This is a genomic window from Maribacter aquivivus (assembly GCF_900142175.1).
GTDB classification, from domain to species: domain Bacteria; phylum Bacteroidota; class Bacteroidia; order Flavobacteriales; family Flavobacteriaceae; genus Maribacter; species Maribacter aquivivus.
This window is the reverse complement of the sequence record NZ_FQZX01000004.1, coordinates 142,028-164,301: the sequence shown is the minus strand read 5'-3', so window position 1 is coordinate 164,301 and position 22,274 is coordinate 142,028. Positions and strand designations below refer to the sequence as shown.

The window sequence follows — 22,274 nt, the reverse complement described above, 5'->3', positions numbered from 1 at the left end:
TTTAATTGAATTATATTCAATGATTAAAACAAATTCAAGTAAAAAATTCAACGAAATAAATAAAAGCTTAAAAAATCGATAATTATGGATTTTTAAAACCTTCAATTTATCAGATTGATAAAATTAAGTTAATATTATTGAAAAGAATGGGTGAAGTAGGGGGTAAATTCTTGTTTTTACAACTTTCTAACAATTAAGTCTAACTTTATTGAGAGGGTAACAAAGTTAATGAGTTGTTTAAATAAAAACACCCCCATAATGTATGGGGGTGTAAACTTGAAAAGTATATTTTTACTTCAAAATACTTCTTGAAATTACTATTTTTTGTATTTCAGAAGTGCCTTCATATATCTGAGTGATTTTTGCGTCTCTCATTAATCTTTCTACGTGGTAGTCTTTTACAAAACCATTTCCACCGTGAATTTGTACGGCTTCAACTGTGGTTTCCATTGCAACTTTTGATGCGTATAGTTTTGCCATTGCACCAGAAAGGTCATAATCATTACCATTATCCTTATCCATTGCAGATTGATATACCAATAATCGTGCAGCTTGAATTTCGGTGTGCATATCGGCAAGTTTAAATGCGATAGCTTGGTGGTTGCTGATTTCGGTACCGAAAGCCTTACGTTCTTTAGAGTATTTTAGAGCTAGTTCATAAGCACCTGCAGCAATACCTAACGCTTGCGCAGCAATACCAATACGACCACCTGCCAAAGTTTTCATAGCAAATTTAAAGCCGAAGCCATCTTCACCGATTCTATTTTCTTTTGGCACTTTTACATCGTTAAATATTAAAGAATGGGTGTCACTACCTCTAATTCCTAATTTATTTTCTTTAGGACCAATTTCGAATCCGGGAGCACCTTTCTCTATGATCAATGCATTTATGCCTCTGTGCTTTTTGTCTTTATCGGTTTGTGCAATTACAATATATGTGCTTGCGGTACCACCATTTGTAATCCAGTTTTTGGTGCCGTTAACAATATAATGGTCGCCCATATCTATTGCGGTTGTTTTTTGAGATGTAGCATCACTACCGGCTTCCGGTTCAGAAAGGCAAAATGCGCCTATTTGCTCTCCTGTAGAAAGCTTTGTGAGATATTTTTCCTTTTGAGCTTCGGAACCAAATTTTTCTAACCCCCAACATACAAGAGAATTATTTACTGACATGACAACTGAAGTAGAAGCGTCAATTTTAGAAATTTCTTCCATGGCAATTACATATGATAATGTATCAAGACCACTTCCGCCATATTTTGGGTCTACCATCATTCCTAGGAATCCAAGTTCTCCTAATTTTTTAATTTCTTCTGTAGGGAATCTTTGGGCGTCATCACGTTCAATTACTTCTGCTAACAGTTCAGTTTCAGCAAAATCACGTGCAGCTTGTTTTATAAGTTTTTGTTCTTCATTTAATGAAAAATCCATCTAATTGTATATAAAGGTTAACGTATCAAAGATAAAGATATAGTAGTTAAATATTACACTTAAGCACCTCCTTTTGACCGATTTTGTAACAATAATACCGTCCAAATATGGGGTCGGTTCATATTTAACATTTTCTTATGCGTTAAAATGTGGTCACTAAAAACTTGTTAATTTTATAATAGTATCAGTTTAAGTATTTGGAAGTCAAATAACTTCGGTATTATTGTTAATTCATTAGGAATTCAAAGACAATTTTAAATATATTTGGAAGATTTATTTTTTAGAATTAGAACCTATATTTACAACTACTAACTAGTTACTCAAAAAAACCAACGAATATGGAAACCATCATTGTTATTGTTTTTTTGGCAGGATACCTTGCCATTACCTTAGAGCACAATCTTAAAATAGATAAATTAATTCCAGCATTAGCTATGATGGCTATACTTTGGGCACTGATTGCTCTTGGTATAGATGGCTATGAAAACTGGTTTGATTCTGCTCATCAAAGTCTTGTAGAAGGATTTGATAAGTTTGGTCATTTGGATCGAATGCACATGATGGAGGAATCACTTTTGCATCATTTAGGTAAAACTGCTGAAATCTTATTTTTCTTATTAGGGGCAATGACCATTGTAGAGATAATTGATTATTTCGATGGTTTTGCAACTATTAAAGGCTTTATTAAAACAAAGCAGAAGGGAAAATTACTTTGGTTGTTTTCAATATTAGCATTCATATTATCTGCTATAATAGATAACCTTACGGCTACTATAGTGTTAATTACTATACTTCAAAAGGTTATTAAGGATAGAGAAACAAAATTGTGGTTTGCTGGTATGATAGTTATTACGGCAAACGCTGGTGGTGCTTGGTCGCCTATTGGTGATGTTACCACTACCATGTTGTGGATTGCTAATAGAGTAAGTGCTGGTCAATTGGTTCTTCACGTGCTTTTACCTTCATTAGTATGTATGATTGTACCTGTTGTAATTGCAAGTAGATTTAAAGTGTTTAAAGGTTTAATTGATGGGGAGTTAGAAGAAGAAAAATCTAAGTCTAAGTATAGTGGGGTAATGTTGTATTTAGGTCTAGGTGCTATTTTGTTTGTTCCTATTTTTAAGACAGTTACGCATTTGCCACCTTATGTAGGTATGATGTTATCATTGGCTGTTGTAGCAACTTTCGCTGAAATATATAGTAATAAGAAATTTAGCATTTCTTCAGTAGATCAAGAAGGTCAAGATAGTGAAGGTCACCATAGTCCTGTTCACCATTCTTTATCTAAAATAGAATTACCAAGTATATTGTTCTTCTTAGGAATTTTATTAGCGGTAGCTGCTATGGAATCGTTAGGAATACTTTTTAATGCTGCAGGTGCACTTAATGAAGCAATACCTAATACTGATGTTGTAGTGTTATTATTTGGTTTGGGGTCAGCGGTTATTGATAATGTGCCATTGGTTGCTGCAAGTATGGGGATGTTTAGCGAACCTTTAGATAATCCGTTATGGCATTTTATCGCTTATTCTGCTGGTACAGGTGGTAGTATGCTAATAATTGGTTCTGCCGCAGGTGTTGTTGCAATGGGTATGGAGAAAATTGATTTTTTCTGGTATCTTAAAAAGATTGCATGGTTGGCTTTTGCAGGTTTTATTAGTGGGGCTGTTGTTTTTATCCTATTAAGAGATTTTGTACTTAACGCATAATTTAATTCGCAATTCATCGTTATAAAGGCAAATTCAATACTTAAAGAATACTATGTTATTATTCCAGGATTTGGCTCAAGATGCGAGCGACGAATTATTGTCTGAAGAGAAAACTCTTTCGGTTATAGATTTAATATTTAATGGTGGTACAGGTAGTGTCATTATTATATCGGTATTATTTATAATGTTAGGAGTAGCTCTATATATCTATTTTGAACGTTTACTTGCTGTAAATGCGGCATCTAAAATAGATAAGAATTTTATGAATCAAATTCGTGACTATGTTACTACAGGTAATTTAGATGCCGCAAAGCTTTTATGTGCCCAGACAGATTCGCCAGTAGCTAGATTGACCGAAAAAGGTGTGTCTAGAATTGGTAAGCCATTAGACGATATAAATACGGCAATTGAAAATGCTGGTACCCTAGAGGTCTATAAGTTAGAAAAAAATGTAAGTATACTTGCTACAGTAGCAGGTGCGGCACCAATGATTGGTTTTTTAGGTACCGTTATTGGTATGATACTTGCTTTTCATGAAATGGCCAGTAGTGGCGGTCAAGCGGAGATGGGGTCTTTGGCTTCAGGTATTTATACTGCGATGACTACTACGGTAGCGGGTCTTATAGTAGGTATTATTGCTTACGTTGGGTATAACCATTTAGTGAACAGAACTGATAAGGTAGTTCATAAAATGGAGGCTAATGCAGTTGATTTTCTAGATCTATTAAACGAACCTCTTTAATTTTATACTATGAAATTAAAAGGAAGAAATAAAGTCAGTCCAGACTTTAGCATGTCTTCAATGACAGATATCGTATTCTTGTTATTGGTATTTTTCATGCTAACCGCAAATTCTCCAAACGCTTTAGATTTATTACTTCCTAAAGCGAAAGGGAAATCTACAAATACTCAGAATGTATCTGTAAGTATAGATAAGAACCTTCAATACTTTGTTAATGATGAACGTATTAATGGTGAATATATAGAGATAGAGTTGAAAAAAGCTCTAGCTGGTCAAGATAGTCCTACTATTATACTTAGAACAGAAGAAAGTGTTGCGATTAAAGAAGCTGTATATGTTATGGATATCGCAAATAGAAATAATTATAAGGTTATTTTGGCAGTACGCCCAAACTAAATGGCATTTTTAGATACGAAACATAAAAAGAAATCATTGACACTTACCACATTGTTGTTAAGTGCGTTGCTGTTGGTTTTATTTTATATCGGTCTAAACTATATGGATCCGCCAGAAGAAAACGGAATCTCTGTCAATTTTGGCACTATGGAATTTGGTAGCGGTAAAGTGCAGCCAAAAGAAAAGATACAGTCAGAACCTTTAGATACTCCTCCTGTTGAGCCAACAATACAAGAAGTTGCAGAAACTGTTGAGGAACCTGTAGAAGAAGTTGAGGAAGCTGCAGCTGAGAAAGAAGCCCCTGCGGAAAAGTTATTGACTCAAGATAATGAAGAGGCTATAAAAATCAATCAGGCAAAAGAAGCTAAAAGAAAGGCTGATGAAGCAGCTGCAGATGCAAAAAGAAAAGCAGAAGCTGCAGAGAATAAGAAAAAGGCTGAAGCAGCAAAAATTGCTAAGCAAAAGAAAGATGCTGAAGACAAGGCGCGCCAAGAGCAAGAAGCTAAAAAGAAAGCTTTAGACGCAATGATGGGTGGTCTTAACAAATCTGACGGTACAGCATCTGGTAGTGAAGGTGATGATAATAGGGTAGGAGATAAAGGTCAACCAGACGGTGATCCATATGCGACTAGTTATTATGGAAGTCCCGGTAGTGGCAGTGGAACTGGTGGTTATGGCTTAAATGGCAGATCATTAGTAAACAAAGGGCAAGTGCAGCAAGAATGTAATGAGTCTGGCAGGGTAGTGGTAAAGATTATTGTAGATCGGAATGGTAAAGTAATTAGTGCCGAGCCAGGGGTAAGAGGTACAACCAATAATAATCCATGTTTGTTAGAGCCGGCTAAGAAAACCGCATTCATGCATAAATGGAATTTAGATAGCAATGCTCCAAACCAACAAGTTGGTTTTGTAGTTGTTAACTTCAAATTAGGAGAGTGACCTATAAAGAAACATTAGATTGGATGTTTGCACAACTTCCAATGTATCAGAATAAAGGTAAGAGTGCCTTTAATTCAAAACTTGATGGCATTACATCATTTGCCAATCATTTAAACAACCCTCACACACGGTTTAAGAGTATACATGTAGCTGGTACCAATGGAAAAGGTTCAAGTAGCCATTTATTAGCTTCGGTTCTTCAAGAAGCGGGTTATAAAGTCGGTTTATACACCTCACCACATTTAAAAGATTTTAGAGAGCGTATTCGTATTAATGGGAATAAGGTAGCTAAGCATTGGGTGGTAGATTTTATTAATGAGAATCAAACATATTTTTCTGAAAACAAGTTGTCATTTTTTGAAATGACTGTTGGTATGGCATTTTCATATTTTGCTCAAGAAAAGGTTGATATAGCAATTATTGAAGTGGGCTTGGGCGGTAGGCTCGATTCTACGAATATTATTAAGCCAGAGGTTAGTCTGATAACAAATATTGGTTTAGACCATGTTGATATGCTCGGCGATACTATCGTTAAAATTGCAGGCGAGAAAGCAGGTATTATAAAGTCGGGAGTTCCAGTGGTAATAAGTGAGTATAATATTGAAACAGCACAGGTATTTAATTTAGTCGCAAAAGATAATAATGCTAAAATAATTTTTGCTGAAGATGCTGATTATTCTGATTATGAAATCGGTTTGTTAGGTTCTTATCAGAAGAAAAATATAAAAGGTGTACTTGCAACTTTAAATGCGTTATCTGGCTTTGTAGTAACTGAAAGCAATATAGTTCAAGGGTTGATAGGTGTCGTAGAAAATACGCAACTTATGGGGCGTTGGCAGCAAATTGGGTCTGATCCTGTTATTATTTGTGATACAGCACATAATAAAGAAGGTATTTCGCTTGTCATGGAACAAGTGAAAAAGCAGAAATATGAAGAATTACATATCGTAATTGGCTTTGTAAAGGATAAGGATTTAAGTAGGATATCTTCCCTTTTTCCAAAAAATGCAACATATTATTACTGTAAGCCAAAAAATTTTAGGGGACTAGATGAAAAAGAATTAGTACGTGTATTTTCTGATGCAGGTTTTAAAGGTGATGTTTATAAGTCTGTAAATAAGGCTTTTAAAGCTGCGAAAAAACGAGCTAAAAAGAATGATTTCATTTATGTTGGCGGCAGTAATTTTGTGGTAGCAGAAGTTCTTTAAATTTTTATTGATTTTTCTTTTGTGGAATGTAAAAGTATTATATATTTGCACTCCTTTTGGGGCTCTTAGCTCAGTTGGTTCAGAGCACCTGCCTTACAAGCAGGGGGTCACTGGTTCGAATCCAGTAGGGCCCACAGGTTAAAAGGCTTTCATGAAAATGAGAGCCTTTTTTTATTTTTATATCTTTCGTAACATAGAATTTCTTCGGTATTTTTTACACTTCTACCAGTCCAGATTTTGTTTTTCTTGTATGCTCTCTTTCTATGATATATTTCAAAATTATAGATACATCAATCATCCTTTAATCGATATTATAAAGTGACTTGGTTATTTTATTATTAGTATTCGTAGTAGAGTAATTATTAGGTCTTTTACACTTAATAGTTTAAAAGACCATTATTCTAGTGTAGAGGTATTTAAGAAGCGGCATGTTACTTTTAATATGTAAAAGTGATAACAATTACAGAATATACTATTCTTTTATCTTATTTCTTAATAATCTAACGATTGTAGTGACTGTTTGATGTATTTCAATTGGTGGAATCGTAATGAAACAGGGTGCTGGATCGTGATTTGCATAATTATGATATGAGACTCTAATTATTGTCAATTGCGCAATATAAGCTAGCTTAAATACATAAAATCACAATAAAATAGCCTTCAAATCGTCAAAGTAATTTTTTTTAACAATATAATAACATATATTTGGTAAACCAGTTTGATGAACCAATTTGGTAAACCAGTTAAAATATTAAAATTAAAGAACCTTTATAACCTAAAAAAAATGACGTGAAACTTTAGAGAGAATTGCATAAAAAAAGGACGGGTGCTCGCCCATCCTTTTAGTAAAAAAAAATTACTTCATTTCGAAGGGAAGTAATACACAAACATGTAAATATTACTATAAACACATTTCCTGGTAAAAATAGGAATTTTCATTGATTTAAGATGAAAGTGTGTGTGTAGGCATATTGAAGATTATGATGCGAGATATGTAATCGCATTTTAAGTAGATCAAAAAGATGGTACAAGCCAATTCAATAGAACTAACTTAATATAACACAGATGAATTTTAAATTAAAACTTTTTATGGTTGTAATGTTGCTTGTCAACATTCAATTATTTGCACAAGACACCTATGATCTATCAGGTACGGTAACAGATGCAAACAATGTGCCGATACCTGGCGCAAATATTGTTGTTGCAAATACAACAAGAGGTACTCAAAGTGATTTTGACGGAAATTTTACCATTCAGGTAACTAGTGGTGACATTTTACGTTTCTCATATATAGGGTATACAACAGAAACAGTAGCAATTGTTGCTCAGAAAACTGTTAGCGTTACTTTGAAAGAAGATGCAAGTCAGCTTGATGAAGTAGTAGTGGTTGGGTATGGTACTCAGAAGAAATCTACCGTTACAGGTTCTATTTCTAAAGTGACTAACGAAACTTTAGATCAAATAGCAGTATCAAGGGTTGATGACGCTTTAATAGGTCAGGTATCTGGGGTGAACATTCAAGCAACAAACGCTGAAGCTGGTGGGGCACCGACCATTACTATTAGGGGTATTGGTTCTGTAACTGCTGATTCAGGTCCTGCGTTAGTAATTGATGGTGTGGTTGTAAGTTCTGACTTTCTTGGAAATCTTGATATGAACGATGTAGAATCTTTTGAAGTATTGAAAGATGCTGCTTCTGCTGCCATTTATGGTAGTGAAGGTTCTAACGGTGTAATTTTAATTACTACGAAAAGTGGTAAGGCTGGGAAAACTAAATTTAGCTATCAAACATATACAGGTCTTAAAGGTGCTCATGGTAGTGACGATTATAGAAAGAGTGTGTCTGAATGGGCTAAAATAGAGCAAGCAGCTACAGGTACTCTTTCTAATGAAACACAATATGCTCAATTATTAGTTAGAGCAACTGGTGTTGATAGAGATTGGCAAGATGTTTTCTTTGACGGAGGCGCTATAACCAGTCATTCTTTATCTGCAAGAGGTGGTTCTGAAGATACTAAGTTTAGTACATCTTTAAGATATCTTCATGATGAGGGTGTTGTAATTACTGATGACTATAAATTGTTCTCAGCTAATATGAAAGTAGATTCTAAAATTGGCGAAAGAGCAAGATTTGGAATTAGAGCTACACCTTCTTACACAAAACAAAGAAGATTGCCAACTTCTATTCACAATCCTACACGGCAATCTCCTTGGTTACCTATTTATCACACAGAAGAATCACTTCAGTTTATTAATAGAGATAACTATCCAGATGTTGGTGTAGGGGATTATTTCTACGAAAATCATCTTGTTGAATTAGATGTAAATGGAGATGGTAACGATAGTAGACCACGTACTTCTGGTGATTCTAACCCATACGCACAGTATGTAGAAAGAGAGCATTTTGAATATAATACTAAATTATTCGGTTCTACATACTTAAGTTATGAGCTTTTAGACGGTCTTACCGCTAAAACATCATTGGGTGTAACTCTTGAGCAAAGAAAAAGAACCAGATATGACGGTGTATTAAATCATGCAAGTGGTAATTCTAGAGCTTCTTATTATTTAGCGAATAGATTCAGAACTAGAATTATTTCTGATAACACATTAAACTATACCAAAACATTTGGTGATGATCATGATTTAAACTTGTTGGTAGGTGCAACAATTCAGAAAAGAAAATCTGAAGAAAGTATTACTACAGGTAGTGGTTTTTCAAATGATTTACTTAAAAACTTTCAAGGAGCTACTTTAGTTGACCTTCCTACAGAAATTAATACTGAGCTTAAAAAGTTAGGTTACTTTGCTAGGGTTAATTACGCATACAAAGGTAAATACTTAGTAAACGCTTCTTTTAGACGAGATGGTAGTTCGGTATTTGGTATAGATTCTAAATGGGGTAACTTCCCTGCTGTATCGGTAGGTTGGAATGTTGCTAAAGAAAATTTCTTGTTAAATAGCGACGCAGTTAATACCTTAAAATTCAGAGCTAGTTACGGTCTTACCGGGGCAGAGAATTTTAATGTAGGTGATGATATTGTTAACTCATGGCCTTATTTAGCGTTATTACAGAATTCTAATGCAATTGATGGCGGTAATATTGCCGCTGGTGTTTCACCGCTTAATATTGCAAACACTTTATTGCAATGGGAAGCTTCTAAAGAATTTACTGTTGGTTTAGACTACGGTTTTTTCAATAATAGAATTTCTGGTTCTATTGATTATTATGAAAGAACAAGTGATGAGTTGCTATTAAACAATCCTGTTTCTTACATATCTGGGTTTAATAGTGGTATTGTTAATTTAGGTGAAGTGCAAAACAAAGGTGTTGAGCTTGAGTTGAGAACTAAAAATGTTTCAAATGAAAATTTCTCTTGGAATTCAACATTTATCGCTTCTACGAATAAAAATGAATTATTAAGCTTCGGAGATTCTAACAATGCTTTAATTGAAGATGATTATGGCAGAAATTCTCAATGGATTAATAGAATAGGAGAACCAATATCTTCTTTCTGGGGGTACGTTGTAGATGAAGAAGCTTTTGATGAAACTTCTTTTAGAACAACATATGTTGATAGTCCTTGGAACAGAATCAATGGTCAATCTGATGATACCATCGTTAAAGATTTAAATGGTGATGGATTGATAACTGAAGAAGACAAAACTATCTTAGGTAGTCCTTATCCAGATTTAGTTTACAGTTTTACCAATGAATTCAAATTTGGAAATGTTGATTTTTCATTTATGGTTCAGGGTAGCTTAGGTGCTCAGGTTAATAATATTGGTGATCAATATTTCTACAACTGGTTCGGTAATAGAACAAGAAGTGGTGGAGAATTAGAAGCAGTGGCTAATGGTTTGGTATCTGATGTTTCATTCATTCAAGAAAAGGTACTGACTAGTGATGTTATTGCAAGTGCAGATTACTTCTCTTTACGTAATGTAAATCTTGGTTATAATTTCTCAAAGGATGTGGCAGAACGTATAGGGGTAAGTGGCTTAAGAGTTTATGCTACAGCTCAGAATTTGCTTTACATTACAGCAGATGATTACCATGGTTTTAATCCAGAACATATAGATGGTAGCAATCCAAGAGCTTATGGTTCTCAAAGAGCAGGTACGCCAATCTTTAGAACGGTAACATTTGGTCTTAACGTTGACTTTTAATCTAAAAAAAACAAACAATGAAACATATAAAATATATAATTTTTGCCGTAACAGTGTCCGTTTTTGTTTCCTGTGATACTGAGGAATTTTTAAATCCATTACCAGATACGGCAGTTGCTGTAGATGGGTTCTTTCAATCGGATGCAGACGTATTGTCTGGGGTTTATGGAATTTACGATGCATTACAAGGTGTAAATAGTAATACCGAATCTAATATTGGTGACTTCAACAGAGGAGTTCAATTTGAACACCTTTTAACTGAGCATCGTACAGATAATACAAGAAATGCAACACTAGAGGGTTCTAAAGCCGATTTTCATAGATATGTTGTTAATGCTAATAATGTAGAGTCAGAAGATTATTATGCGTCTATGTACGAAGTAATATTTAGAGCTAACAACATTTTAGATTTTGTTGATGTTGCAGATGAAAGCAATCAAGCAAGATATACTGCTGAAGCTAAATTTTTAAGAGCATATGCATACTTTAAGTTAGTTAGAATGTTTGGTGCAGTGCCTTTAGTAACTTCAGTGGTAGGACCTACAGATAATGAGGCACTTTTTACTAGAATAGCAGAAGCTCAGGTTTATGATCAAATTATTGCCGATTTAGAAGAGGCGGTAAGTGTTTTGGATAATTCATCTAAATCAAGAGCATCAAAAGCTGCGGCTCAAGGTATCTTGGCGAAAGTTTATCTTTCTCTTGAATCTCCAGATTACAGTGCTGCACAACAACTATGTGAGTCTATTGTTAATAGTGGTAATTTTAGTTTAGAAAGTAACTTTCATGATGTCTTTTATAGTGAATTGAACGATGAAATCATTTTTGCAATTCAGTACCAAACTGGTAATAGTTCTGAAAGTCAAAGTTTTTCATCTGAATTTACTTCTTCAACTCGCGCAGGTTCTGAAGATGGTCAAAATATTGTAAACGAAAATTTAGTTTTAGACTTTGCTGCCTATGGCGGTAATAGAACAGCTGAATCGTATATTACTTTTGGCACATCGAACGAAGTAATTAAGTTTTTACCTGAAGGGTCTGATATTACGACTACTCCACCTTCTTACGGGGCAAGTGCTAGAGATGCAGGTAACGATTACATAGCATTACGTTATGCAGATGTTCTTTTAATGCATGTAGAGGCAATTATGGCAGGCGGTGCATCAACTACAAGTTCTGCTGCGATAGCTTCTTTTCAAGCGGTAAGAGATAGAGCTGGGTTAACAGCAACTGTTTCCACAATTACTAAAGAAGATTTGTTAGTTGAAAGAAGAGTAGAATTGGCATTTGAAAATCAACGTTGGTTCGATCTTCTTAGATTCGGTGTAGCTGAAGCTGTGTTAAGTGCTCATTCTGCTGAAATGGGATATGTATTTGATGCAAGAAAATTGTTATTACCTATTCCTGCAAGAGAAATAAATATAAGCGGCGGACTATTAACACAAAACCCGGGATATTAAATTTTAAAAACTTTTAAACTATGAAAATTAAACAAAATATTTTCCGAAAAACAACCTTGTTGCTCTTTAGTGTAGTGTTTACAAGTTCTTTTGTTGGTTGTGTTGGTTCTGATACATTTAGAGATGATCTGCCGGACTCTAACTCTAAAGCAGATACTATATTTCCAGAGGCAAATTTTGACTATACAGCAGATCAAGAAGATTTTACAGTAATTAATTTTACAGATCTTTCAACAGAAGCATCCTCATATTTATGGGATTTTGGTGGGGGGGAATCTTCAACAGATCGTGATCCTTCTTTTCAATTTTCTGGTGAAGGTACTTTTCCTGTTACTTTGGTTTCCAGTGATGGTAACGGTGTAACATCCACTGTTACAATTGATGTTGTAGTTGTAGATGAATTGGTAGCGGCCTTTCAATGTCCAGATTTCTTATGTAGTCCAAGAACACCATGGGCTGGGGTAGATAGAGGAACCACAAGTTCTTATTCCGCTAGTTCTTCACCATCACCACCAGAAGATAATGGAGCAGCTAAATTAAGTAGTAGTTCTAATTTTCTTGATCAAAGTATTCGTGTGGTTGCTGGTGCAACATATGAAGTAACTTTTTGGTATGTAAGTAAAACAACTGGTAGTTCTGCCGGTACACTTTTAATAGAAGACGCTGATACTCAAGCTGTTTTTCTTAACCAAGAAATTCCATTAACCGATCAAGCTTCGTCTTACGTGCAAACATCATTCTCTTTTACAACAGGTGATGAAACAGAAAACATGAGGTTTAATATCGAATATGCAGGTACTGAATGCAGATTTTCTAAAATTAGTATCGATAGACTTAATTAATCAAAACCCTTGAAATGGTAATTTAAAAATGTTATTACTCTTTTGGTAGTTTCATTTTTAAATTACGCTTCAAGACAATCATGTATATGCTTTTAATAAAAAGGTTTTATAACCATTCACTTTTAAGCATAAACTAATAAAATATAAAAAAATAAATTATGAGTTTAATAAAAAAAGGAATAAGTGCCTTGTTAATAACGGGCCTTATTATGTCATGTGATGAGGATGACTATACTCCAATTGAACCAGTCGCTTCGTCAGGTGGTTCAATAGAAAGTGTATTTTCAAGTTTCGAAGTGTCATCAAGTGGAGATGGTACCATTGTTACCGTTACACCATTAACTGTTGGTGTAGATTCATATGTTATTGATTTTGGTGATAGGTCAACTCCTCTAAACGCACTTCAAGGAGAATCTGCTACATATGACTATTCTAACGTTGATGCATCTACAGATTATACTATAACGGTTACAACAAAGGCAGCTGGTCAATCAGATTTAACAAAATCAGAAGATATCACGGTAGAGCATACAGTACAGTCTATTGACAATGCTCCTTCTTCACCAGACGTAAAAAGATATAATTTGTTAAATATATTTACCGATGCAGGTTCTGTTGGTTCAGCAGGTACTGGTGGTAAAGCAGTTGTTTTGGAATCAGGAAATAATTTGGTAGAGTTTTCTAGATTACATAGTGATACAGGAGTTTTCGCATTGAGTGATGAAGTTGTTGCAGCAGATGCTTTTTACAGCGGTGTTGGTTCTAACGATATTCATTTTGATGTGTATTCTGAATTTGCTACTGGTATCGATAAATTAAAAATTACGTTGGTAGATAGTACAAATGGTACTAGTCATGTTATTGATGAAATAGATTTGATGGATGGCGAGTGGACTGGGCTTGATTTTGATTTAGCTACAGATTTTTCATCACCTGTTTCTCAATTTGAAACAATTCTCTTTGAATTAGGTTCTAGCGGTACTGCAAATGATCATGCAACAATTACAGTAGATAATATCTATATGTCAAGAATGACAGGGTCAACCATTTTGAATGGTGATTTTGAAGATGGTCAAGATTTCTGGAAATGGTCAACGTTTACAGATGGAGAAACAAACCCGTTCGGTTCAAGTTCTGATGGTTCTAATCAAGATTATGATGGTGTTGATACCGGTAGTAAGACAAGAGGAGCTAAATGGTCATCAAGTCAATCTGGTGGAGAATTTGGATCTTCTAGTTCAAGGTATGCTTATCAAGAGTTAAATCTAGTACCTGGTGCAGATTATATTTTAGAGTATCAATATGCTATTAAAGATGATAGCGGAACAGATCCTATTGGAGGAAGAAAAATAGTTGGTTTAATTTTAGATGGTCAGTACGATGATGGCGCAGATGCCGTAGATAATCTTGGTGATAACTTAGGGTTTAACGAAGGTTTCGTAGCAGAGGGTAAATTCTCAGATACAACAGACGGTGCTGGTACATTAGTACAAATTCCATTTACTGCTAATGATAGTGGTGAAGTGGCTATAATGTTTTATGCAGTAACTCCTAAAGACGCATTTATAGATAATGTGAAGGTTCGTTCAGTGAATCCATAATTTGTAATTTATGCAAAACACCCGAAAAGGAATATTGGTATTTATGGTATTACTATTTCTATCTGTAAACGCTACTTCTCAAAATCAGAAAAGTAGCGTTTCAGAATCGGATGTAAATATCAAAAAATCTAAGAAGAAGAAAAAGAAGGTTAAGCTTCCAGAAATTGATTTAAGTAACTGGAAGGTTACTATTCCAGAAGGTGGTGGTAAAGGAGGGGCAATTAGTGTAGAGCCACCAGAAATTTTGAACTACGCTACAAATGACATATTGAAGCCTTATATGTATAATGATTCTACTAAAAGAGCATTAACGTTTTATGCTTATCCAACTACAGCGACCACAGCAAATACTAAATATTCTAGGTCAGAATTAAGGGAGCAAATGGTTCCAGGAGATGATAATGTCAATTGGACATTTAAGCAAGGTGGTACTTTAAAAGCAAAACTTTCAGTTGATGATGTTTCTCGAGATACGAATGGAAGATATCATAAAGTGATTATTTTGCAAATACATGGTCGATTGACTAACGATCAAAAAGAATTAATAAAACAAAAAGACAATAATGCACCGCCTGTATTAAAGATATATTGGCAGAATGGTAAAATTAGAGTCAAAACAAAAAAATTAAAATATGCCGATGTAAATTCTACTGGCATATTACATGAAGAAGCTTGGACAGATGACGAAGGCTTTAATTTTCAAGAAGAGGTTGGCTTCGGTAAATTTCAAATTGAAGTAAAAGTTACAGATGGTAAAATGGTGGTCTCATTAAATAAAACTGAATATGCCGTTTATAACGATTTCAATATGAAAAGATGGGGAGTATTTGAAAATTACTTTAAAGCAGGTAATTATTTTCAAAGCAGAGATGAAGGTTCATTTGCCAAGGTCAGTTTTTATGAACTTGAGGTGAAGCATTAATAAGAATTATATGATTATAAATAATATTTTACGTTTTTGTAAATCAACGATAGTACATTGCTTTTTTGCCTTTGTAATGGTATTTACCGTTTCTAGTTGTAGTAACGATGCAGAAGTAGCTGAAGAGGAGATTGTTCAGGAAGAAGAAGTGGTTGAGGAAGAAACAGAAGAAGTTCCTGAACCAGATGAAGAAGTAGTTGTTGAAGAAGAACAGGTAGAAGGGGTGGACTTTTTTTTACCAAATATAAATTTGAGTAATTGGAAAGTAACACTACCAATTGGTAGTCCAGATGAGGTTGAGCCACCGGAGATTGTAGATTATGCTACAGATGAAAGATTGTTGCCATACATGTACAATGATTCCTTAGATGGCTCTTTGGTGTTTTATACATCACCAGGTTCGTCTACAGCTAATTCATCATATTCAAGAACAGAGCTAAGAGAGCAAATGGTGCCTGGTAGTAATAGTACTAATTGGACTTTTACAGAAGGTGGTCGAATGAAAGGGACTTTATCAGTTCCGGAAATTACTACAGATGCTGGTGGTGATTTTCATAGAACTTTGGTTATGCAAATTCATGGTAGATTAACAAATGCCCAAAGAGATTTAATAGGGGAAGACGATAATAATGCTCCTCCAATGTTAAAAATTTATTGGCAGAAAGGCAAAGTAAGAGTACTTACTAAAAAGCTTAAAGATCTTGATGCTACAGACGAAGAGATTTTACATACAGATGCATGGGAAGATAATGAAGGACATACGTTCTCAGAGAATATAGGAAATAATACATTTACTCTAGAGATTATTGCCTCAGACGGAAGGTTGGAAGTGATTTTAAATGAAACCGATTCCGTTGTCTATGAAGATATCCATATGCAAAAGTGGAGCGTTTTTGAAAACTATTTTAAAGCGGGTAACTATTTACAAACCCTAGATGCAGGTGCATCTGCCAAAGTTAAATATTACGAATTAGAAGTCACGCATGAGTGATATAAGATAAATATACCTAGTATAAATAAGAAAGTTGTTTGAGTTAGATTTGTTGAAATGAGTTTACCGGTCTTTTTTAAGACTGGTAAATTTCATTAACATTCGCTGTTTTGGAGAATGTAATTATCGTTGAAAATAAAGCTTATTATTTTAGCAAGTTGTTATTACGGTTTAGGTGAACGAATTTGGCAATCATTTTTCCTTTAAAGCAAGATATATATGAAATTAGAAATCCTCACAAGGACAGAAAATCAGGAAATACAAAATGAGATTATAATACAGCTTAGAGATTTAATGAATAATAAAAATCTTGAGCCTGGTGATAAATTACCATCAGAAAGAATGCTGTCAGATAAATTCGACGTTAGTCGAAGCAATGTTCGAGAGGCGATTCAAAAATTAGAATTTTATGGAATTTTAATCTCAAAGCCTCAAAGTGGAACCTTTGTAGCAGATATAGGTCAGATTGCTATGAACGGTATGGTGAATGATATTCTTCGCCTAGAAGAGCCAGATTTTAAATCATTAGTAGAAACGAGAATTCTTTTAGAACTAAAAACCGTAAGGCTTGCTGCTAGAAGAAGAACAGATGCAGATTTAAAGCAATTGAAAAGTGCTTTGGATGCTTATCGTGAAAAGGTCGAGAAAGGTGAAGATGCAGTACAGGAAGATTTGCTATTTCATTTGGCAATCGCAAAAGCTAGCGGAAATAGTACTATGAACACTTTCATGCTTATTATTACACCAGAAATACTTACAAATTTTGAGAAGTACCATGTTTGCGATAAGAATATGGCATTTAGAGGCATAGAAGAGCATCAAGATATTTTTGATGCTATAAAGGAACAGAATCCGCAATTGGCGAAAGCAAAAATGAAAGTTCATTTTAAGAACCTATATCAATTTTGCTATAACATTTAGAAGAATAAATCCAATAGTTATTGCTTACTAAACTTCGAAATCATTTTAATAATAACCTACCTAAAGAACATATAAAATGAGTAATTCAGGCAAACTATCAATTTGGAAAAAAATATTGGCTTTAGTTTTGGCATTTGGTCCTGGAATATTCGCTATTGGCTATACTATTGGCACCGGTAGTGTTACGTCAATGATTGTGGCAGGTAGCACATATGGTATGCAACTATTATGGGTGCTGCTTTTAAGTTGTATTTTTTCAGGTTTGTTAATGTATGCTTACGGTAATTTCGCTTTAGTCACGGGTGAAACTGCACTTTACGCTTTTAAAAAACATTTGAAGTGGGGTAAGTTAATTGCTATTCTTATAATTCTTGGAATTTCTTTTGGTCAGTGGAATTCATTAATGGGAATTCTTGGTATTTCGGCTAATGTCATCTATGAGATATTTTTAATTTACTTCCCAAATTTGGTAGATTTCAAATATGAGTCTGTTTTAATAATAGCAATAACTGTTATTGTTATATTTTATGGATTGTTAATGGTGGGTAAGTATGCTTTTTTTGAAAAAATATTGGTCATTTTTGTAACTATCATGGGGCTTTCATTCATAATTTCTTTGTTTATGGTGTACCCATTACCTGTTGAGGTTGTAAAAGGTTTGATACCGACAATACCAAAAGTTGAAGGGGGTCAGATGATGGTTGCTGCTTTTGTTGGTACAACCATGGCTGCAGCTACGTTTCTTTCAAGGCCACTTTTTGTGAAGGGAAAAGGTTGGACAATAAAAAATCGTTCGCAACAAAAGAAAGATGCAATAATTGCAGCTTCGCTTGTTTTTTTTATAAGTGCATCTGTAATGGCTGTAGCTTGTGGGGCTTTATTTCATCAAGGGAAACCAGTAACCCAAGTATTGGATATGGTGAATACATTAGAACCCGTTGCTGGTAAATTTGCCCTTACACTTTTCTTTTTTGGAACTTTAAGTGCTGGCTTATCATCAATTTTTCCATGTTTACTAATTGCTCCAATATTATTGGCAGATTATCAATCAGGGGAGTTAGATACTAGTTCAAAACAATTTAGAATAATTACGGCAATAGCCTCATTATTTGCGCTGATAGTTCCTGTATATGGAGCTAATCCCATTCAAATGCAAATACTATCTCAAGTGTTTAATGTGTTTGTTTTGCCATTGGTGATATTAGGAATAATACTTCTTATAAATAACAAGAATTTAATGACTAAGTATAAGGCGGGAGTTTGGCTTAATTTAGGACTTTTTGCTGCACTTTTCTTTTCTTGCGTAATTTCTTATAATGGCGTTGTAGCATTGCTAGATTATTTCTAGTTCAAAACAATCTTATAGTCTTGCTTCTAATTAAAATGTGATAATTAGTATCTTTGTTGACTTGTTTAGAGTTTTAACGGGATATTAGCTCAGTTGGTTTAGAGCGCTGCCTTGACAGGGCAGAGGTCACCGGTTCGAATCCAGTATATCCCACAATAATATTAAACTTTTTAAATCAAATCTAAAACCCGTTCTAAAGCCATACCTCTAGAACCTTTAATCAAGAATGAAGATTTCGTTTGCGTAGGTTTGTTAACTAAGTAGACTTTTAATTCTTCAAAACTCTTTAGTCTAACAGCAGTAGAGTTAGTAGCGTAAAAATTCTCTCCAACCAATAGCACTTGTTCAAAATTTAAACTCGTTGCTAGATCTGAAATATTTTGATGTTCTTCTTTTGCAGATTCTCCTAATTCGAACATGTCGCCTAGAATCAATATTTTTCGATCTTTTTTTAACGAATTAAAATTTTCTAATGCCACTTTCATGCTCGAAGGGTTGGCGTTATAAGCATCTAGGATAATATAGTGTCCGTTATTATCTAATATCTGAGATCTATTATTGTCTGGAGTATATTCCTCAAGTGCCTTTTTTATTTCGCTTAACTCAACATTGAAATATTTTGCCATAATAATTGCTGCACAGCAGTTAGGAAAATTATAGGCACCAATTAAATTCGTTTCTATATTAATATTTTCTACAATTAGATTAACAAAGGGTTGAGCCTCTAGTAATTTAATGGTATAGTATTTAGAATCTTCAGAACTAAAACCGAATTTTTTAGTGTACGTACTTAGTTTGTCTTTTTGAATTGGGTCGTCGGCATTTAAGAAAATCGATTTTTTGTGAGAAATCAGGTAATCATATAATTCGCTTTTTCCTTTTTTAACACCTTCAATTCCACCAAAGCCTTCTAAGTGGGCCTTTCCAAAATTAGTGATATAGCCAAAATCTGGCTCTGCAATTTCACATAAAAACTCAATTTCCTTTAGGTGATTAGCACCCATTTCAACAATGGCGATTTCAGTGTCAGGTTGAATGGTTAATAAGGTTAACGGCACACCAATATGATTGTTGAGGTTTCCTTTGGTCGCTATTGTTCTATAAGTTTTGCGAAGTACAGCGTTAATTAATTCTTTAGTAGTTGTTTTACCATTACTACCAGTTAGACTTATAACCTGCGCTTTAGATTGTCTTCTATGAAAATTAGCTAATTGTTGTAATGTTGTTAAAACATCTTTAACTAGTATTGTTCTGTCATCAATAAGATATTTCTCTTCATCAATAATCACTAGGCTAGCTCCATTGTCTAAAGCTTTTTGAGCATAGGTGTTACCATTAAAATTGTCTCCTTTTAGTGCAAAGAAAATATCATTTTCTTTAATTTTTCTGGTATCAGTACTGATAGAAGGGTGGGCTAAAAAAGCCGAGTGTAAATCTTGAATTTTCATAAAATCGAAGATAAAAAAAAGCCCCTTAAGAAAGGAGCTTTTTTTAGTTCGTAAAAAGAAAAATTATTTAGCTTTTTTTCCTCTAACTGTTTTGTTTTTTGTTTTTGATTTAGAACCAACTCTAGACATTGCACATCTGAAACCAATATTATCAGTAGCCATATATTGTGGCAAATATCTTCTTTGTGCAGGATCTAACCAGTATGCTCTATCTCTCCAAGAACCACCTTTGTATACTCTAACTTCATCATTAATTAATGTAGTTCTGTTGTTTGATGCATCATAGCCTTTAACAAGGTTTCCTAATGAATCTCTTTCAACAGAATGCTTAGGAGAGTTGTACATTTTCTTGTTTGGATCTTCTTCTTCACCGTCATTAAATCTGTCGTAAAATCTTGAAGAACCAGAATCACCATCTCTATAGCCTCTGTTATCACTAGAAGAGAAGTTTGTTCTTAAATATGTTTCTTCCTCATCAACAGGTACCATTTTAATTTCACCTGGTAAGTTTACTGCAACTACCTTTCCGTTCGGTAAAGTGTCATAAACAATAGAATCTCTTAATATTTTTACTTTACCATCTTCACCTATAGCGCTTTTCATGTAAATGTTACCTCTGTAGTAGTTAAAATCACTTACTTCGTCATCAACTATTGGTCGGTAAACATCAGCTGTCCATTCGGCAACATTACCAGCCATATCATAAAGACCTAAATCGTTAGGCTTATAAGACATTACTTGTGCGGTAATATCGGCACCATCATCAGACCATCCTGCAATTCCGCCATAATCACCTTTACCTTGTTTGAAGTTAGCTAATTGATCACCTCTACCTACACGTTGTCCGTTACGAGTGTAATCTCCTTCCCAAGGATACTTTTTTCTACCTCTGTAGTTATTGTATTCTCTCTGTCCAACTTGAGCCTGAGCAGCATATTCCCATTCAGTTTCAGTAGGTAGTCTATATTCTGGCATAATAACACCGCTACTTCTTTTTGCGAAAGTAGATGTACTATCTTTTTTCTGCTTTCCTTGCAAAGAATCAATTTGTCCGTTGTAAACAGATTCTGGTCTGTTTAAGTAAGCTTCAGTACTAAAGGTGCCTTGAACTTCACCTGTAGCTGCTTGGTATTTTGCATCTTCAGATAAGTAACCTTCTCTTTCTAGCATTACTTCATTTACACGGTCGGTTCTCCATTCTGCAAATTGCGTTGCCTGAATCCAGTTTACACCTACCACAGGGTATTCTGCATATGCTGGGTGTCTCAGGTAATTATTTGTCATTGTTTCGTTGAAGCCTAATCTATTTCTCCATACCAAAGTATCTGGCAATGCACCTACATATATATTAGTGTATTTAGGATTTTCTGGTGGATAAACACTTTTTAGATAATCTAGGTATTCTAAGTACATTACGTTAGTTACCTCGGTCTCATCCATGTAAAAAGACTGTACATGTTGTGAAGTAGGAGTGTTGTTCCAATCATGCATTACATCATCTTGTACTTTACCTTTCGTAAATGTACCACCTTCAACAAATACTAATCCAGGAGCAGTTTCTTGCTCTTTAAAGTCAGTATTGTATTGAAATCCGCCTTCCTTGGCATTTATCTTCCAACCTGTAGCTCTAGACGTATTTTTTCCAGATGAGGATTTAGAACAGCTACTTACTGTAAAACCTCCTACTAATACAGTGCATGAGAGTACAACTTTTATTAAATGTTTCTTCATAATTAGGACTTGAGTTCAATTTACATATGCTATAGTAGTTTGGTAGCTACAGAATATGATACTATAATTTCTTTTAATTTGTTTGTCACTTTCGCTCAATAGAACGGTGTTTTTATGAGATTATTTTACAATTGAAAATAATTTTAAAAATCTCATGACGAACTGTCAATAAATTTAGGCTCGCTTTAATAGGTAAACGCTTAAAACAACTAATTAGTATGGTTTTAAATATTTCTTTTTGAAAGAATATATGGTAGCTAAAAAATGAACTTAACTATGATGTTATATGACTAGTGTTATATTGAAAAAATAAATTCTGCTAAAAAACTTAATATTCATGCAAGATAACGGGAAAATGTGCGTTTACATGTAAAATATTAGAGTGTGGAATAGGGTATTCACTATATTTCACCTT

16 protein-coding genes and 2 tRNA genes are annotated in these 22,274 nt (G+C 34.2%); 15 read left to right on the top strand and 3 right to left on the bottom strand.

The features are described 5' to 3' along the window. Positions 1-291 precede the first annotated feature (291 nt). The gene (locus tag BUC31_RS18830) at positions 292-1,431 is read right to left on the bottom strand and encodes an acyl-CoA dehydrogenase (RefSeq protein ID WP_073247172.1); all 1,140 of its coding nucleotides are present in this window, start codon (positions 1,429-1,431) and stop codon (positions 292-294) included. 338 nt (positions 1,432-1,769) lie between these two features. On the opposite strand from BUC31_RS18830, the gene nhaD reads away from it, so the two are divergent. The 15 genes from nhaD to BUC31_RS18755 all read left to right on the top strand — a co-directional run bounded on the left by nhaD (position 1,770) and on the right by BUC31_RS18755 (position 18,833). Continuing rightward, the gene (gene nhaD / locus BUC31_RS18825) at positions 1,770-3,140 is read left to right on the top strand and encodes a sodium:proton antiporter NhaD (protein WP_073247170.1); all 1,371 of its coding nucleotides are present in this window, start codon (positions 1,770-1,772) and stop codon (positions 3,138-3,140) included. A gap of 52 nt (positions 3,141-3,192) precedes the next feature. Continuing rightward, positions 3,193-3,882: a MotA/TolQ/ExbB proton channel family protein gene (locus BUC31_RS18820; RefSeq protein ID WP_073247168.1), complete on the top strand. Its 690-nt coding sequence runs from the start codon at positions 3,193-3,195 to the stop codon at positions 3,880-3,882. Between the two features lie 9 nt (positions 3,883-3,891). After that, positions 3,892-4,278, top strand: coding sequence for an ExbD/TolR family protein (locus BUC31_RS18815; RefSeq protein WP_073247166.1), 387 nt, complete (start codon positions 3,892-3,894; stop codon positions 4,276-4,278). After that, on the top strand, positions 4,279-5,217 hold the full coding sequence (locus BUC31_RS18810) for an energy transducer TonB (RefSeq protein ID WP_073247165.1): 939 nt from the start codon (positions 4,279-4,281) through the stop codon (positions 5,215-5,217). Further along, the gene (locus BUC31_RS18805; protein ID WP_073247163.1) at positions 5,214-6,425 is read left to right on the top strand and encodes a bifunctional folylpolyglutamate synthase/dihydrofolate synthase; all 1,212 of its coding nucleotides are present in this window, start codon (positions 5,214-5,216) and stop codon (positions 6,423-6,425) included. Before BUC31_RS18810 ends, BUC31_RS18805 begins: the two co-directional genes overlap by 4 nt. Before the next feature lie 59 nt (positions 6,426-6,484). Next, positions 6,485-6,559, top strand: a tRNA-Val gene (locus tag BUC31_RS18800). A 931-nt stretch (positions 6,560-7,490) separates the two neighbouring features. Continuing rightward, the gene (locus BUC31_RS18795; protein ID WP_073247161.1) at positions 7,491-10,595 is read left to right on the top strand and encodes a SusC/RagA family TonB-linked outer membrane protein; all 3,105 of its coding nucleotides are present in this window, start codon (positions 7,491-7,493) and stop codon (positions 10,593-10,595) included. Positions 10,596-10,612: 17 nt separating this feature from the next. After that, the gene (locus BUC31_RS18790) at positions 10,613-12,055 is read left to right on the top strand and encodes a RagB/SusD family nutrient uptake outer membrane protein (protein ID WP_073247159.1); all 1,443 of its coding nucleotides are present in this window, start codon (positions 10,613-10,615) and stop codon (positions 12,053-12,055) included. Positions 12,056-12,075: 20 nt separating this feature from the next. Beyond that, entirely contained in the window at positions 12,076-12,897 is an 822-nt protein-coding gene (locus BUC31_RS18785; protein ID WP_073247157.1) for a PKD domain-containing protein, read from the top strand. Between the two features lie 158 nt (positions 12,898-13,055). Continuing rightward, on the top strand, positions 13,056-14,498 hold the full coding sequence (locus BUC31_RS18780; protein WP_073247155.1) for a hypothetical protein: 1,443 nt from the start codon (positions 13,056-13,058) through the stop codon (positions 14,496-14,498). Positions 14,499-14,508: 10 nt separating this feature from the next. Next, a complete protein-coding gene (locus BUC31_RS18775; protein ID WP_073247153.1) occupies positions 14,509-15,420 on the top strand; it encodes a polysaccharide lyase family 7 protein in 912 nt (303 codons plus the stop codon). A 10-nt stretch (positions 15,421-15,430) separates the two neighbouring features. Beyond that, positions 15,431-16,411, top strand: a complete 981-nt coding sequence (locus BUC31_RS18770; RefSeq protein ID WP_244534076.1) for a polysaccharide lyase family 7 protein — start codon at positions 15,431-15,433, stop codon at positions 16,409-16,411. A gap of 219 nt (positions 16,412-16,630) precedes the next feature. Then, positions 16,631-17,332, top strand: coding sequence for a FadR/GntR family transcriptional regulator (locus BUC31_RS18765; RefSeq protein ID WP_073247149.1), 702 nt, complete (start codon positions 16,631-16,633; stop codon positions 17,330-17,332). 76 nt (positions 17,333-17,408) lie between these two features. After that, positions 17,409-18,680 carry an Nramp family divalent metal transporter gene (locus tag BUC31_RS18760; RefSeq protein ID WP_073247147.1) on the top strand — a complete coding sequence of 424 codons (1,272 nt, stop codon included), beginning with the start codon at positions 17,409-17,411 and terminating at the stop codon, positions 18,678-18,680. 78 nt (positions 18,681-18,758) lie between these two features. After that, positions 18,759-18,833, top strand: a tRNA-Val gene (locus BUC31_RS18755). A gap of 17 nt (positions 18,834-18,850) precedes the next feature. On the opposite strand, the gene BUC31_RS18750 is transcribed toward BUC31_RS18755, so the two are convergent. Both BUC31_RS18750 and gldJ read right to left on the bottom strand, forming a co-directional pair. Next, positions 18,851-20,128: a UDP-N-acetylmuramoyl-tripeptide--D-alanyl-D-alanine ligase gene (locus BUC31_RS18750; RefSeq protein ID WP_073247145.1), complete on the bottom strand. Its 1,278-nt coding sequence runs from the start codon at positions 20,126-20,128 to the stop codon at positions 18,851-18,853. Between the two features lie 63 nt (positions 20,129-20,191). Next, positions 20,192-21,859, bottom strand: coding sequence for a gliding motility lipoprotein GldJ (gene gldJ / locus BUC31_RS18745; RefSeq protein ID WP_073247144.1), 1,668 nt, complete (start codon positions 21,857-21,859; stop codon positions 20,192-20,194). Positions 21,860-22,274 lie beyond the last annotated feature (415 nt).